We start from the raw sequence: 12051 nt of genomic DNA on the forward strand, positions 1-12051 counted from the left end.
CGCTCACTTGAGCAGCGTCACGCCCGTCTTGGATTGGACTTCGTCGAAGCTCACGCCGTCGGCCAGTTCGACCAGCCGCAGGCCCTCGGGCGTCACGTCCATCACGGCCAGGTCGGTGATGATGCGATCGACCACGCCCACGCCGGTCAGCGGCAGCGTGCAGCTGGGCAGGATCTTCAGATCGGTGGTGCCGTCCTTCTTCTTGGCCACATGCTCCATCAGCACGATCACGCGCTTGACGCCGGCCACCAGATCCATGGCGCCGCCCATGCCCTTGACCATCTTGCCCGGGATCATCCAGTTGGCCAGGTCGCCCTTTTCGCTGACCTGCATGGCGCCCAGGATCGACAGGTTGATCTTGCCGCCGCGGATCATCGCGAAGCTCTGATCGCTGCCGAAGATGGCGCTGCCGGGCAACGTGGTGACGGTCTGCTTGCCGGCGTTGATCAGGTCGGCGTCCACCTGCTCCTCGGTCGGGAAGGGGCCGATGCCCAGCATGCCGTTCTCGCTCTGCAGCCACACTTCCTTGCTGCCGGTGTGGTTGGCCACCAGCGTCGGGATGCCGATGCCAAGGTTCACATAGAAGCCGTCTTCCAGCTCCTGCGCCGCGCGTGCGGCCATCTGGTCTTGGGTCCAGGGCATGGTGCGCTCCTTCCTTGTTACTGCTGGGTGTTCTTGAGGGTGGACGGTGCGGGCACTTCGCTGCCGGCGGCGGCCTGCGCGATCACGGTCTGGGCCTGGACCTTGGCGGCCGCTGCATCCACTGGCGCGGCTGCGCTCAGGGTGCGCTTCTCGATGCGCTTTTCGGGGTTGCTGTTGAGCACGATGCGGTGCACGTAGATGCCCGGCAGGTGGATGTCGTCCGGCGCCAGCTCGCCCACTTCGACGATCTTCTCGACCTCGACGATGCAGACCTTGCCGGCCGTGGCAGCCGCGGGATTGAAGTTGCGCGCCGTCAGGTTGAAGCGCAGGTTGCCGGACTTGTCGGCCACGGCCGCCTTGACCAGGGCCACGTCGGGCACCAGCGAGCGCTCCATCACGTAGGTCTCGCCGTCGAACTCGCGCAGCTCCTTGCCTTCGGCCACCTGTGTGCCCACGCCGGTCTTGGTGAAGAAGGCCGGGATGCCCGCACCACCGGCGCGCAGCTTCTCGGCCAGCGTGCCCTGGGGCGTGAACTCCAGCTCCAGCTCGCCGGCCAGGTACTGGCGCTCGAACTCCTTGTTCTCGCCCACGTAGCTGGCGATCATCTTCTTGATCTGCCGCGTCTCCAGCAGCTTGCCCAGGCCGAAGCCGTCGACGCCCGCGTTGTTGGAGATGCAGGTCAGGTTCTTGACGCCGCTGTCCTTGAGCGCCTCGATCAGCGCCTCGGGAATGCCGCACAGGCCGAAGCCGCCCACGGCCAGCATCTGGTTGTCGGCAACGACGCCGGCCAGCGCCGACTTGGCGTCGGGGTAGATCTTGTTCGCCATGGTTCCTCGCTTCAGGAAAACGGTGGATGGGAATGGAAATGAGGGCTCAACGATACTACGTACAGACATACGTAGTACTACGTCATGAGCGGCCCGAGGAGGACCCATTCTTGCCCCTTTGGCACGTCATCACGATGAAGACCGCATGAGCCTTGACCCCATCGACTACCGCGCCGCCTTCGAACACGCGCCCGTGGGCATGGTGCTGTCGCGCCAGCGCGTGATGGTGGACTGCAACGCCTTCCTGTGCGAGATGTTCGGCACCACGCGCGAGCAGCTCATCGGCCAGTCCTTCGCGGTGCTCTACCCCAGCGTGGCCGAGTACGAGCGCACGGGGCAGCGCATGATCCCGATCCTCAACACGCACGGGCGCTACGCCGACAACCGCATGATGCGGCGCCTGGGCGGCCTGCACGGCGCGCGGCCCGGCGAGACCTTCTGGTGCCATGTGACGGGCCGCGCGCTCAACCGCGCGGCGCCGCACGAGGCCGGCATCTGGACCTTCGAGGACCTGGGCGCGCGCCGCGCGAGCAAGGCCGAGCTGACGCCGCGCGAGCGCGAGGTGGCGGCCCACGTGATGCAGGGCCTGACCAGCAAGGAGATCGGCAAGCAGTTGGCAATCAGCCATCGCACGGTGGAGCTGCACCGCGCGCGCCTGATGCGCAAGTACGCCGCCGCCACCACGGCCGAGCTGGTGCAGAAGCTGCTGGCCGGCTGAGCCGGCTTGCGTCGGCCGCGCCGTGAAGGCACATTCATGCGATCGGCCACGGGCCGCAGCAAGGGTTGCCATGACACGGGTTCGCGTGGAGAGCTTTTCCATTTCGCTCGACGGCTACGGTGCAGGGCCGCAGCAGAGCCTGGAGCAGCCGCTGGGCATGGGCGGCCCCGCGCTGCACGAATGGGCGCTGCCCACGCGCACCTTCCAGAAGGCGGTGTTCGGCAAGGAGGGTGGCAGCACCGGCATCGACGAGGACTTCGCCGCGCGCGGCTTTCGGAACATCGGCGCCTGGATCATGGGACGCAACATGTTCGGCCCGGTGCGCGGCCCCTGGCCCGACCTGGACTGGACGGGCTGGTGGGGCGAGGAGCCGCCCTACCACGTGAACGTGTTCGTGCTCACGCACCATGCCCGCCCGCCCCTGGCCATGAAAGGCGGCACCGTCTTTCACTTCGTCACCGGCGGCATCCATGAAGCCCTGGCGCGCGCACGCGAGGCGGCCGCGGGGCGCGACATCCGCATCGGCGGCGGCGCCAGCACGATCCGCCAGTACCTGGACGCAGGCCTGATCGACGAGCTGCACATCGCCATCGCACCCGTGCTGCTGGGCAGCGGCGAGCGGCTGTTCGACAACACCGCGGACCTGCGCGCGCGTGGCTACCAGTGCGTGCAGTTCGCGGCCTCGGACAAGGCTGCGCATGTGGTGCTGCAACGCCAGCGCTGACCGAAAAGATCAGGGCAGGCCGGCAACGGCCTTGCGCAGCACGCTGTTGCGCTGGGTCACGCGAAAGCCGCATTGCTCATAAAGCCGCGCGGCTTCGTGCACGTTGTCGGCATCCACGCCCAGCACCGATTCGTTCATGCCGGCCTCGCGTTGCGCCACCAATGCGCGCGTGATGAGCGCGTGATGAGCGCGCGCGCCAGGCCACGCCGCCGCCAGGGCTGGCCCACGCTGATGAACTCGGTCTCGCCGCGGCGCCGGTTCTGCGTCGCGTTCTGCTCTGCATTGATGAAAGGCTTGACCTGACCGGCCACCTGGCCGCTTTCGACATGCCAGGCCACCTGCCACAGCTGCGGCTGGAAGGTGGGCGCCTTCGTCCAGCGCTCGAAGTCGCCGGGCCTGGCGGGGGCCATGCCCCAATGGCCGCGCAGGGCCTCCATGTGCGCGTCGAAGATGAGGCGCAGATGCTCGGGCTGCACGCTGCGCAGCTCGAAGCCCTCCGGCATCGGGATCTCGGGGATGTCGTCCAGCGTCGGCCGCTGCATGCGCAGGAATTGCCGCACCGTCGCGTAGCCTGCGCGCTGCAGCATGGCGGCGCGCCCCAACTCGCCTTCGGTCACGAACACATGGTGGACCGAGGCCGCGGCATGCCGCGCCCGGGCCACTTCACGCTGACGCGCCTCGATCCAGCGCAGCAGCGCAGTGCCCACGCCACGGCGCCTGAATTGCGGATGCACGAAGCCGGTCTGCCCTTGCGCCAGCAGGCCGGTCTCGTCGGTCCAGTGCGCGGTGCGCACATAACCCACCAGCCGCGACCCCACCTCCGCCATGACGATGTCCCTGGCCGGATCGAAGTCGGTGAACGCCGCGTACTCGCGCCGCATGTGCTCGGGCGTGCGCACCCAGCCCATGGCGTCGGCCGCAAACACGGCGTTGGCAACTTCGGCCATCGCGGCAAAGTCGCTGTCTCCTGCAAACGGACGCAGGTGAAGATCGTTCAGCCGCTGGTCGGGCATGGCGGGGTCGCTTCGCAAAAAAGGAAGAGGATCGATGCAGTCTAGGCAGGTGGCCGCCCGGTGCCTGTGCACATCTGCACGGATTCACGCGAAGGCCATCAACCCGCGCAGCGAAAGGTCAGGTTGATCCGGCAGGCGCCCATGAACGGATGCTCGCCCTCGGCCAGCGGCATGACGCCGTGGAAATGCAGGCGCGCCGGGCCGCCCCAGACCACCACATCGCCATGGGCCAGCGGCACGCGCCGCGTGCGGTCGCCGCGCTGCGGGCCGCCCCAGAGAAAGACGGCCGGCAGCCCGAGCGAGACCGAGACGATGGGCTGGCCCAGCCGGCGCTCGTCGCGGTCCTGGTGCAAGCTGAGCCGCGCGCCGGGCGCATAGCGGTTGACCAGGCAGGCGTCGGGCGCGAAACCTTCGTAGCCGGCCCGTGCTGCCGCTGCCACGGCCAGCGCGCGAAAGCTCGCGGGCATCGCGGGCCAGCGCTGGCCGCAAAGCGGATCGGTGGGCGTGTAGCGGTAGCCGCTGGCATCGCTGACCCAGCCCAGCGCGCCGCAGTTGCTCATGGCCACCGACATGGTCCTGCCGCCCGGCGTGACCAGGTGGCGCAGCGGGGCCGCTGCCAGCACGGCCTGCAGGTCCTGCTGCAGCGACTGCACCTGCGCCAGCGCAAAGCCGCGCAGCACGGCGGCGCCGGGCTCCAACTGCAGCGGCGCGCTGGCCGCGGGGTCGGCGTGGTCATCGAAGAGGCTGGCGGTGTGGGCGTCGGCCTGCATGGCGGTTCTGGTCATTGCGCGTCGTGGAAGATCAGGCCCAGCGTGTGCCTGTGGCCGCTGCGCACGCGGCTGACGCCATGGCGCAGGTTCACGCGATACACGCCGCGCGTGCCCTGCACCGGGCGCTGATGCACGGCGAACACGGCGGCGTCGCCCTGGCCCAGCGGCAGCACCATGGGGCGCGACTGCATGCGCGGGCGCTGCTCGGTCAGCACGAACTCGCCGCCCTCGAAGTCGCGGCCCGGTGCCGACAGCAGCACGACCACCTGCAGCGGGAACACATGCTCGCCATACAGGTCCTGGTGCAGGCAGTTGTAGTCGCCCTGGCCATAGCGCAGCAGCAGCGACGTGGGCCGCAGCTGGCCGGCCGCGTGGCAGCGCGCGAGGAAGTCCTCATGCCGATCGGGAAAGCGCGCCGCCAGCCCCATGGCCCCCTGCCAGCGGTTGGCGATGGGCACGAGGCGCGGGTAGAAGCTGGCGCGCAGCGCCGCCACGCTGGCCGGCAGCGGATGCGCGAAGTACTGGTACTCGCCGCGGCCGAAGCCGTGCCGCGCCATCACCACGCGGCTGCGAAAGCGCCCGGGCTGGTCGTACAGCGCAGCGGCGGCCTCGCATTCGGCGGGCGTCAGCAGGCCGGGCAAGACGGCAGCGCCTTCCTGGTCGAGACCGGCTTCGACGCGCTCCCAAGCGATGGCCGCCACACGCGCTGCAACCGCGTTCATGCCGCGCTGCCGCCCGCCTGCTCGCGCGCCAGCAATGCGCGCTTGCGCTCCACGCCCCAGCGGTAGCCCGAGAGGCTGCCGTCGCGCCGCACCACGCGGTGGCAGGGGATGGCAACGGCCAGCGGGTTGGCGCCGCAGGCCTGCGCCACGGCGCGCGTGGCGCTCGGTGCGCCGATGCGCTCGGCGATCTCGGCATAGCTCGCCGTCTGGCCGGCCGGGATGGCGCGCAGCGCCTGCCACACGCGCTGCTGGAAGGCCGTGCCCCGCAGGTCCAGCGGCAGATCGGCGCCCTGCCCCGGCGCCTCGACCAGGCCCACCACCCTGGCGACCAGCGCTTCGAATTGCGCATCGGCGCCGATCAGTTGCGCATGCGCGAAGCGGTCCTGCAGCGACCGCGCCAGCTGCTCGGGGTCATCGCCCAGCGCGATGGCGCAGACGCCGCGCTCGCTGCACGCAACCAGGATGGCGCCCAGCGAGCACTCGCCGATGGCAAAGCGGATGGCGGTGTCGGCCCCACCCTTGCGCCAGGCCGTGGGCGTCATGCCCAGCACCTCGCCGGAGCGCTCGTAGAAGCGGCTGGCCGCGCCGTAGCCGGCGTCGTAGATGGCGTCGGTGACGCGCAGCGCGCTCTGGTCCAGGGCCTCGCGCACGCGGCGCGCCCGGTGCGCCGCGGCCCAGGCGCGCGGCGTCAGCCCGGTCACGGCTTTGAAGGTGCGGTGCAGGTGCGAAGGGCTCAGGCCCGCAAGCCGGGCCAGCGCGGCCAGGTCCAGGGCCTCGGGCGCCGCTTCGATGGCCTGGCACAGCCGAGCCACCAGCGCGGCCTGGCGCTGCGCCAGCGGCGGCGCGTCGGGCCGGCAGCGCCGGCAGGGGCGAAAACCGGCGCGCCGGGCCTCTTCGGGCGAGGCATGAAAGGCCACGTTCTCGGGCCGCGCCGGCCGCGCGCCACACGAAGGGCGGCAGTACACGCCCGTGGTGCGGACCGAGTAGACGAATCGCCCATCGGCGCTGGCATCGCGCGCCGCGACGGCGGCCCAGCGCGGGTCGGCGACGGTGGCGGCGGCCTGCAGTTCGCGGGCTTCGGTGCGGGTGCTCATGTTCATCGGGTCCCTCCTTTCGGTGACGATGGAAGGACTTTAGGAAGTCTGACGCGGCCAGGCACTCCGTGTCTTGCTTTCGAATTCGGCCGCTGCGCCGTCAGTCGTCGCGGCGCCTGGTGCCGGGGCCGCGCCCCTTGCGCTGCTCCAGCGCCTCGGCCCGCTGGCGGCGCAGCTCGGCTTCGGCCCGCTGGCCGGCCACCAGCCATTGCGAGAACTGCTTGACTGTCTCCAGCGTCAGCCGGCCGATCACGCCGCCGCGGAAGTCGGTGATCAGCGCCTCGGCCGCCTTCTGCAGGTCGATGCGGCCGCCACTGATCAGCGCGCCGCGCTTGCGGCCAATGGCTTCGAGGATCTCCTCATCGGTCTGCGTGCACAGCGCCTGCTGGGCGGTGTCGGCCGCCAGGCCGTAGCGCGCGCGCAGCGGCTCGGTGTACTGGCCCTTGAGGTAGGCCAGCAGCTCCAGCGCCACTTCCACGTCGTCGTAGGCATTGCGGCCCACGGCGCCGCTGATGGCGAGCCGGTAGCCGCTTTCGGGCACGATGATCTTGGGCCACAGCATGCCGGGCGTGTCATACAGATAGAAGTCGTCGGCCAGCAGGATGCGCTGCTCCTGCTTGGTCACGCCGGCCTCGTCGGCCGCCTTGGCCTGCCGCTTGAGGCTCAGGGTGTTGATCAGGGTGGACTTGCCCACGTTGGGCACGCCGCAGATCAGCACCCGCATGGGCTTGGCCAGCCCGCCGCGGTTGGGCGACAGCCGGTGGCAGGCGTCGATGATGGCCTGGCGCTGGGCCGGCGGGGTCTGGCTGGCGTCCAGTGCAATGGCGCCGGTTGCCTCCTGCGAGGCGTAGTGGGCCAGCCATTCGGTGGTGCGCGCGGGATCGGCCAGGTCCTGCTTGTTGAGGATCTTCAGGCGCGGCTTGGTGGCCGTCATGCCGGCCAGGGCCGGGTTGGCGCTGGAGCCGGGCAGCCGGGCGTCCAGCAGCTCGATCACCACGTCGGTGGTCTTCATGCGCTCCGCAATGGCCTTGCGGGTGGCGTTCATGTGACCGGGAAACCATTGAATCGTCATGGGGACTGGAGGCGGGGCTCGGGCGGCAAAAAGGGCTCGATTGTCGCGGCTTGGGCCTTCGCCCACCGAGCAGGCGGCCACGCGCCCGGCCGGCCGCGGGCCGGTCCGCGCAGAGTCCCTGTTTCCAGGGGGCCATTGCGGGGGCCTAGAAATGCGATGGATTCGTATTTATACTGGCGGGCGTCAACCATAGCCAGCCACCTGCTGCCCACCATGATCGTTTGCGTCTGCCGCCGGGTCTCTGATCGCGAAATCGCACGGCATGCGCGCGCGGGCATGACTTTCGACGAAGTTCAACTCGAACTCGGCGTGGCCACCCAGTGCGGCCGCTGCGAAAGCTGTGCCCGGGACGTGGTGGCTCAATGCAGTGCATCGCACCCGGTCGCGGCGCTTCATTGCGAACCTGACACGCGGACGATCCAGCTTGCCAATGCCATCACCGGGAGCAACGCATGGAAATCGTCTCGGCAGTCGCCGGCAGCCTGATTCTTGTCGCAGGCTCCGCATGGTGGATCTTTCGTAAGTAACTGAGCAATCCCTCGGCGGCTTGCTGCAACGTCGGCGCGCGCTTTTTCCTGCGCGCGTGGACATGATTTTGGTGGAACGTGTCTAGCCGCTTTTCCTCACCCCCCAGCGGCCCGCTGGGCCTGTCGCGCACGACCGTCATCGCTGGCGGCGTGATCCTCTTTCACGTGGCCGCCTTGTGGGCCCTGCAGTCGGGCCTGATCCGCCGGGCGGCGGAAGTGGTGATTCCCGTGGAGATCATGGCGCAGATCGTGGCGCCGCCCAAGCCGGCGCCGCCGCCTCCCCCGCCACCGGCTCCGCCCGCACCACCCAAGAAGGAGCCGCCCAAGCCGCCGCCGAAGCCGCGTGCCGTGCGCGAGCCCGTGCCCACGCCGGCACCCCGGGCCCCTGTGGGCCAGGTCGAGCCGCCGCCGCCCGCCCCCGTGGTGGTGGAAGCCCCGCCGGCCCCGCCCGCGCCGCCGGCCCCCGTGCCGCCGCCCCCTGCTCCGCCCGCCCCGCCCGCGCCCGCGCTGATCGAGGTGACCCAGGGCCAGACCCAGTACGTGCGCGAGCCGCGCGTCGTCTACCCCGCCATGAGCCGCCGCCTGGGCGAGACCGGCACCGTCATCATCGACGTGTACTACGACGCGCAGGGCATGGCCAAGCGCGCCGAGATCTCCAAGTCCAGCGGCTACGAACGCCTGGACCAGGCCGCGCGCGCCGCGGCGCTGAGTTCGCAGGTCACGCCTTTCCGCCTGGGCGGCAACGCCCAGACGGTCTACCGCCTGCGCGCGCCTTTCAATTTCGTCCTGAACTGATCAGTTCAAGTTTCTTTGCTGGAGTATTTATGGATTCGCAATTCGGCCTGATGCACGTGTGGACCCAGGGTGACTGGGTCATCCGCGGGGTGGCCCTCATCCTGCTGGGCATGTCCCTGGTGTCCTGGATCGTCATCCTGATCAAGGCCTTCGACATCATGCGCTACAAGCGCCACGTTCGCCGCTCGGGCGATTTCTGGCACAGCGAGGACTTCGCCACCGGCCTGAAGAAGCTGGGCGAGGACGACGCCAACCCCTTCCGCGTGCTGGCCCTGGAAGGCCGCGAAGCCACCGCCCACCACCGCAACACCAAGGCCCACCTGCATGATGCGCTGGACGTCAGCGACTGGGTCACGCGCAGCCTGCGCAACGCCATCGACGAATTCACCGCGCGCCTGCAAAGCGGCCTGGCGGTGCTGGCTTCGGTGGGCTCCACCGCCCCCTTCATCGGCCTGTTCGGCACCGTGTGGGGCATCTACCACGCGCTGATGGCCATCGGCTCGGCCGGCAACGCCACCATCGACAAGGTGGCCGGCCCCATCGGCGAAGCGCTGATCATGACGGCCCTGGGCCTGGCCGTGGCCATCCCGGCCGTGCTGGGCTACAACGCGCTGGTGCGCGGCAACAAGTTCGTGCTGGGCAAGCTCAACAGCTTCGCCCACGACCTGCACGCCTACTTCGTGACCGGCGCGCGCGTGCAGGGCAGCGGCGACTCCACGGTGGTCGCACTCAAGAAGGGCTGACACCATGGCTTTCGGATCCATGAACAGCGACGGCGGCGATGACGTGATGAGCGAGATCAACATGATCCCGCTGATCGACGTGATGCTGGTGCTGCTGATCGTGTTCATCATCACCATCCCGGTGATGAAGCACGCCGTGAACATCGACCTCCCGCGCGCCACCAACGAGCAGGAGCAGACGCCGCCGCAGACCATCCAGTTCAGCGTGGCCGCCGACGGCAGCTACTGGTGGAACAACGAAAAGATCGAGGACGCGCAGCTGGCCACCCTGCTGCAGGCCGAGGCCGCCAAGGACCCGCAGCCCGAGCTGCACATCCGCGGCGACAAGGCCGTGCGCTACGAACGCGTGGCCCAGGCCATGGCCGCCGCGCAGCTGGCCGGCGTTCGCAAGATCGGCTTCATCACCGAGCCCGATACAAACTGAGCGGTCAGGGCGGCGGGGCGATAGAAAAAAACTTCATCGCCCCGATTGCTTTTCTATTGCGAATCATTATCATTCGCTCATCGATTTCGAAAGGAACCAACCGATGCAAGCGATGCCCAATGCCTTCCAAGTCCTGAGCCACCCGTCGCTGGACCAGGCCGGTGGCGGCAGCGTCCCTGTGGCAGCCCATCCGTCCCATCTGGTTCAGAGCGCCGAGCTGCTGCAAGGCCAGAAGACGATCGGCATCATGCACAACGGTTCGCTCTATCGCCTGCAGGCCACCAAACTCGGCAAGCTGATCCTGACCAAGTAATCCGAACGCGCGATCAGCCCCTTCTTTCGCGAACCAGCAAGTTTCATCGTGGGGCGACTCAAGGAGACCACTCTCCAAGGGTCGTTTTTGGCTAGCCAATGCTTGTAGCCCCAGCCAAGCCCTTTTTTCCACGCTGAAACATTTTCCCGATGCGACAGCCGGCCTTCGAGCCGGCTGTTTTGCTTTGCGCCCCGCGCAGGGCTGACAAAGAAAAGAAAAGGCCCGCTGCACCTTGGCGCAGCGGGCCTCTCTTTTTGTTTTGTATGCGCAGCGCGGACGCTGCCGGGCGCCTTACAGGCCCAAGGCTGCGATGCCGGCCTTGGCGATCTGGGCGTCCTCGTTGGACTTCACGCCGCTCACGCCCACGGCACCGATGACTTCGCCGTCCTTGACGATCGGCACCCCGCCTTCGAGCATGCCCTTGACCAGCGGCGCCGTGAGGAAGGCGGTGCGGCCGTTGTTGATGACGTCTTCATAGCCCTTGGTCTCGCGGCGGCCCACGGCCGCCGTGTGTGCCTTGGCCGGCGCGATGTGCGAGGAAATGGCCGGGGCGCCGTTCAGGCGCTGGAACCACAGCAGGTGGCCCGCGTCGTCGGTGATGGCGATGCTCACGGCCCATTGGTTCTTCAGGGCTTCGGCCTCGGCTGCAGCGGCGATCTGCTTGACGTCGTCGAGTTCGAGGTAGTGCTTGGTTTTCATGATCTGATCGCTGGTTGCAAAAAAACGCTCAAGCATAGCGCGCGGCTGCAGCGCCAAAAGTTCAATCAGTCTTCACCGCCAGGTACGCAAAGGGCAAAGAACCGACCGGGCAAAGGGACTTCACGCCATAGGAATTGAGGGCCGCAGCGCCGGGCCGGCTTCTAGAATCGGCCCACCTGCATCTCGCAGCAAAGCAAACAAGAGGAGCTTGGGACCATGAATGATCGCGTCAATACCTTCGACACGCCTGCCGCGTATGGCCAGACGCTGACCCAGGCAGAGCGCCATCGCGTCCTGCGCAACACCTATTGGCTGCTCGCACTGAGCATGATCCCCACCGTGCTGGGCGCCTGGATCGGCGTGGCCACGGGCATCACGCGCTCGCTGGGCGGCGGCCTGGGCCTGGTGGTCTTCCTGGGCGGCGCGTTCGCCTTCATGTTCGCCATCAACAAGACCAAGAACTCGGCCGCCGGCGTGCCGGTGCTGCTGGCCTTCACCTTCTTCATGGGCCTGATGCTCTCGCGCCTCATCGCGATGGTGCTGGGCTTCAAGAACGGCTCCGAGCTGGTCATGACGGCCTTCGGCGGCACGGCAGCGGTCTTCTTCGTGATGGCCTCGCTGGCCACCGTGATCAAGCGTGACCTGTCCGGCATGGGCAAGTTCCTGTTCGTGGGGGTGCTGGTGCTGTTCTTCGGCGCCATCATCAACATGTTCGTGGGCTCCACGGCCGGCATGCTGGCCATCTCGGTGGCGGCCATCGGCATCTTCTCGGCCTATATGCTCTACGACATCAAGCAGATCCTCGATGGCGGCGAGACCAACTACATCAGCGCCACGCTGGCGCTGTACCTGGACATCTACAACGTGTTCCAGAGCCTGCTGGCCCTCCTGGGCATCTTCGGCGGAGAGCGCGAATAGTCCTCCAGGCGCAGCCTGGGAGACCCAAGAGAAAGGGGCCGCGAGGCCCC

General features: G+C 68.4%; 17 protein-coding genes. 8 read left to right on the top strand and 9 right to left on the bottom strand.

The window, feature by feature from the left end:
* Window positions 1-3: 3 nt before the first annotated feature.
* Together PGB34_RS08010 and PGB34_RS08015 are read right to left on the bottom strand one after the other, a co-directional pair.
* On the bottom strand, window positions 4-642 hold the full coding sequence (locus PGB34_RS08010; RefSeq protein ID WP_271427531.1) for a 3-oxoacid CoA-transferase subunit B: 639 nt from the start codon (window positions 640-642) through the stop codon (window positions 4-6).
* Between the two features lie 17 nt (window positions 643-659).
* Window positions 660-1469: a CoA transferase subunit A gene (locus PGB34_RS08015; RefSeq protein ID WP_271427532.1), complete on the bottom strand. Its 810-nt coding sequence runs from the start codon at window positions 1467-1469 to the stop codon at window positions 660-662.
* Between the two features lie 145 nt (window positions 1470-1614).
* On the opposite strand from PGB34_RS08015, the gene PGB34_RS08020 reads away from it, so the two are divergent.
* Together PGB34_RS08020 and PGB34_RS08025 are read left to right on the top strand one after the other, a co-directional pair.
* Complete coding sequence (locus PGB34_RS08020) at window positions 1615-2187, top strand: LuxR C-terminal-related transcriptional regulator (protein WP_271427533.1); 573 nt, start codon at window positions 1615-1617, stop codon at window positions 2185-2187.
* Window positions 2188-2257: 70 nt separating this feature from the next.
* Window positions 2258-2911 carry a dihydrofolate reductase family protein gene (locus tag PGB34_RS08025; protein WP_271427534.1) on the top strand — a complete coding sequence of 218 codons (654 nt, stop codon included), beginning with the start codon at window positions 2258-2260 and terminating at the stop codon, window positions 2909-2911.
* Window positions 2912-2920: 9 nt separating this feature from the next.
* On the opposite strand, the gene PGB34_RS08030 is transcribed toward PGB34_RS08025, so the two are convergent.
* The 6 genes from PGB34_RS08030 to ylqF form a co-directional block, all read right to left on the bottom strand.
* Window positions 2921-3049, bottom strand: a complete 129-nt coding sequence (locus PGB34_RS08030) for a hypothetical protein (RefSeq protein ID WP_271427535.1) — start codon at window positions 3047-3049, stop codon at window positions 2921-2923.
* Window positions 3046-3924 carry a GNAT family N-acetyltransferase gene (locus PGB34_RS08035; RefSeq protein ID WP_271427536.1) on the bottom strand — a complete coding sequence of 293 codons (879 nt, stop codon included), beginning with the start codon at window positions 3922-3924 and terminating at the stop codon, window positions 3046-3048. Before PGB34_RS08035 ends, PGB34_RS08030 begins: the two co-directional genes overlap by 4 nt.
* 98 nt (window positions 3925-4022) lie before the next feature.
* The gene (gene alkB / locus PGB34_RS08040; RefSeq protein WP_271427537.1) at window positions 4023-4709 is read right to left on the bottom strand and encodes a DNA oxidative demethylase AlkB; all 687 of its coding nucleotides are present in this window, start codon (window positions 4707-4709) and stop codon (window positions 4023-4025) included.
* Window positions 4706-5416, bottom strand: a complete 711-nt coding sequence (locus PGB34_RS08045) for a 2OG-Fe(II) oxygenase (protein WP_271427538.1) — start codon at window positions 5414-5416, stop codon at window positions 4706-4708. Before PGB34_RS08045 ends, alkB begins: the two co-directional genes overlap by 4 nt.
* Window positions 5413-6516: a bifunctional DNA-binding transcriptional regulator/O6-methylguanine-DNA methyltransferase Ada gene (gene ada / locus PGB34_RS08050; RefSeq protein WP_271427539.1), complete on the bottom strand. Its 1104-nt coding sequence runs from the start codon at window positions 6514-6516 to the stop codon at window positions 5413-5415. The genes PGB34_RS08045 and ada overlap by 4 nt, the downstream gene beginning before the upstream one ends.
* A gap of 94 nt (window positions 6517-6610) precedes the next feature.
* Entirely contained in the window at window positions 6611-7582 is a 972-nt protein-coding gene (ylqF, locus tag PGB34_RS08055) for a ribosome biogenesis GTPase YlqF (RefSeq protein WP_271427540.1), read from the bottom strand.
* A 213-nt stretch (window positions 7583-7795) separates the two neighbouring features.
* Between ylqF and PGB34_RS08060 the strand changes: the two genes are divergently transcribed.
* From PGB34_RS08060 to hemP, 5 genes are all read left to right on the top strand, one after another.
* Window positions 7796-8068 (top strand): (2Fe-2S)-binding protein, encoded by a 273-nt coding sequence (locus tag PGB34_RS08060; RefSeq protein ID WP_271427541.1) that lies wholly within the window; start codon window positions 7796-7798, stop codon window positions 8066-8068.
* Window positions 8069-8187: 119 nt separating this feature from the next.
* The gene (locus PGB34_RS08065; protein WP_271427542.1) at window positions 8188-8904 is read left to right on the top strand and encodes an energy transducer TonB; all 717 of its coding nucleotides are present in this window, start codon (window positions 8188-8190) and stop codon (window positions 8902-8904) included.
* 29 nt (window positions 8905-8933) lie between these two features.
* Window positions 8934-9647 carry a MotA/TolQ/ExbB proton channel family protein gene (locus PGB34_RS08070; protein WP_271427543.1) on the top strand — a complete coding sequence of 238 codons (714 nt, stop codon included), beginning with the start codon at window positions 8934-8936 and terminating at the stop codon, window positions 9645-9647.
* Between the two features lie 4 nt (window positions 9648-9651).
* Complete coding sequence (locus tag PGB34_RS08075) at window positions 9652-10071, top strand: ExbD/TolR family protein (protein WP_271427544.1); 420 nt, start codon at window positions 9652-9654, stop codon at window positions 10069-10071.
* 103 nt (window positions 10072-10174) lie between these two features.
* Window positions 10175-10384 (top strand): hemin uptake protein HemP, encoded by a 210-nt coding sequence (gene hemP / locus PGB34_RS08080; protein WP_271427545.1) that lies wholly within the window; start codon window positions 10175-10177, stop codon window positions 10382-10384.
* A gap of 291 nt (window positions 10385-10675) precedes the next feature.
* Here hemP and PGB34_RS08085 read toward each other — a convergent pair whose 3' ends face one another.
* A complete protein-coding gene (locus PGB34_RS08085) occupies window positions 10676-11083 on the bottom strand; it encodes a GlcG/HbpS family heme-binding protein (protein WP_271427546.1) in 408 nt (135 codons plus the stop codon).
* Window positions 11084-11299: 216 nt separating this feature from the next.
* On the opposite strand from PGB34_RS08085, the gene PGB34_RS08090 reads away from it, so the two are divergent.
* Window positions 11300-12001 (top strand): Bax inhibitor-1/YccA family protein, encoded by a 702-nt coding sequence (locus PGB34_RS08090; RefSeq protein ID WP_271427547.1) that lies wholly within the window; start codon window positions 11300-11302, stop codon window positions 11999-12001.
* Window positions 12002-12051 lie beyond the last annotated feature (50 nt).

Origin of the sequence: Xenophilus arseniciresistens (assembly GCF_028023875.1) — a bacterium.
Taxonomy (GTDB): domain Bacteria; phylum Pseudomonadota; class Gammaproteobacteria; order Burkholderiales; family Burkholderiaceae_C; genus Xenophilus; species Xenophilus arseniciresistens.

Bases quoted from the DNA above. Each gene is read 5' to 3' on its own strand.
- PGB34_RS08010 (WP_271427531.1), bottom strand. From the start codon at position 642: ATGCCCTGGACCCAAGACCAGATGGCCGCACGCGCGGCGCAGGAGCTG.
- PGB34_RS08015 (WP_271427532.1), bottom strand. From the start codon at position 1,469: ATGGCGAACAAGATCTACCCCGACGCCAAGTCGGCGCTGGCCGGCGTC.
- PGB34_RS08020 (WP_271427533.1), top strand. From the start codon at position 1,615: ATGAGCCTTGACCCCATCGACTACCGCGCCGCCTTCGAACACGCGCCC.
- PGB34_RS08025 (WP_271427534.1), top strand. From the start codon at position 2,258: ATGACACGGGTTCGCGTGGAGAGCTTTTCCATTTCGCTCGACGGCTAC.
- PGB34_RS08030 (WP_271427535.1), bottom strand. From the start codon at position 3,049: ATGAACGAATCGGTGCTGGGCGTGGATGCCGACAACGTGCACGAAGCC.
- PGB34_RS08035 (WP_271427536.1), bottom strand. From the start codon at position 3,924: ATGCCCGACCAGCGGCTGAACGATCTTCACCTGCGTCCGTTTGCAGGA.
- alkB (WP_271427537.1), bottom strand. From the start codon at position 4,709: ATGACCAGAACCGCCATGCAGGCCGACGCCCACACCGCCAGCCTCTTC.
- PGB34_RS08045 (WP_271427538.1), bottom strand. From the start codon at position 5,416: ATGAACGCGGTTGCAGCGCGTGTGGCGGCCATCGCTTGGGAGCGCGTC.
- ada (WP_271427539.1), bottom strand. From the start codon at position 6,516: ATGAACATGAGCACCCGCACCGAAGCCCGCGAACTGCAGGCCGCCGCC.
- ylqF (WP_271427540.1), bottom strand. From the start codon at position 7,582: ATGACGATTCAATGGTTTCCCGGTCACATGAACGCCACCCGCAAGGCC.
- PGB34_RS08060 (WP_271427541.1), top strand. From the start codon at position 7,796: ATGATCGTTTGCGTCTGCCGCCGGGTCTCTGATCGCGAAATCGCACGG.
- PGB34_RS08070 (WP_271427543.1), top strand. From the start codon at position 8,934: ATGGATTCGCAATTCGGCCTGATGCACGTGTGGACCCAGGGTGACTGG.
- PGB34_RS08075 (WP_271427544.1), top strand. From the start codon at position 9,652: ATGGCTTTCGGATCCATGAACAGCGACGGCGGCGATGACGTGATGAGC.
- hemP (WP_271427545.1), top strand. From the start codon at position 10,175: ATGCAAGCGATGCCCAATGCCTTCCAAGTCCTGAGCCACCCGTCGCTG.
- PGB34_RS08085 (WP_271427546.1), bottom strand. From the start codon at position 11,083: ATGAAAACCAAGCACTACCTCGAACTCGACGACGTCAAGCAGATCGCC.
- PGB34_RS08090 (WP_271427547.1), top strand. From the start codon at position 11,300: ATGAATGATCGCGTCAATACCTTCGACACGCCTGCCGCGTATGGCCAG.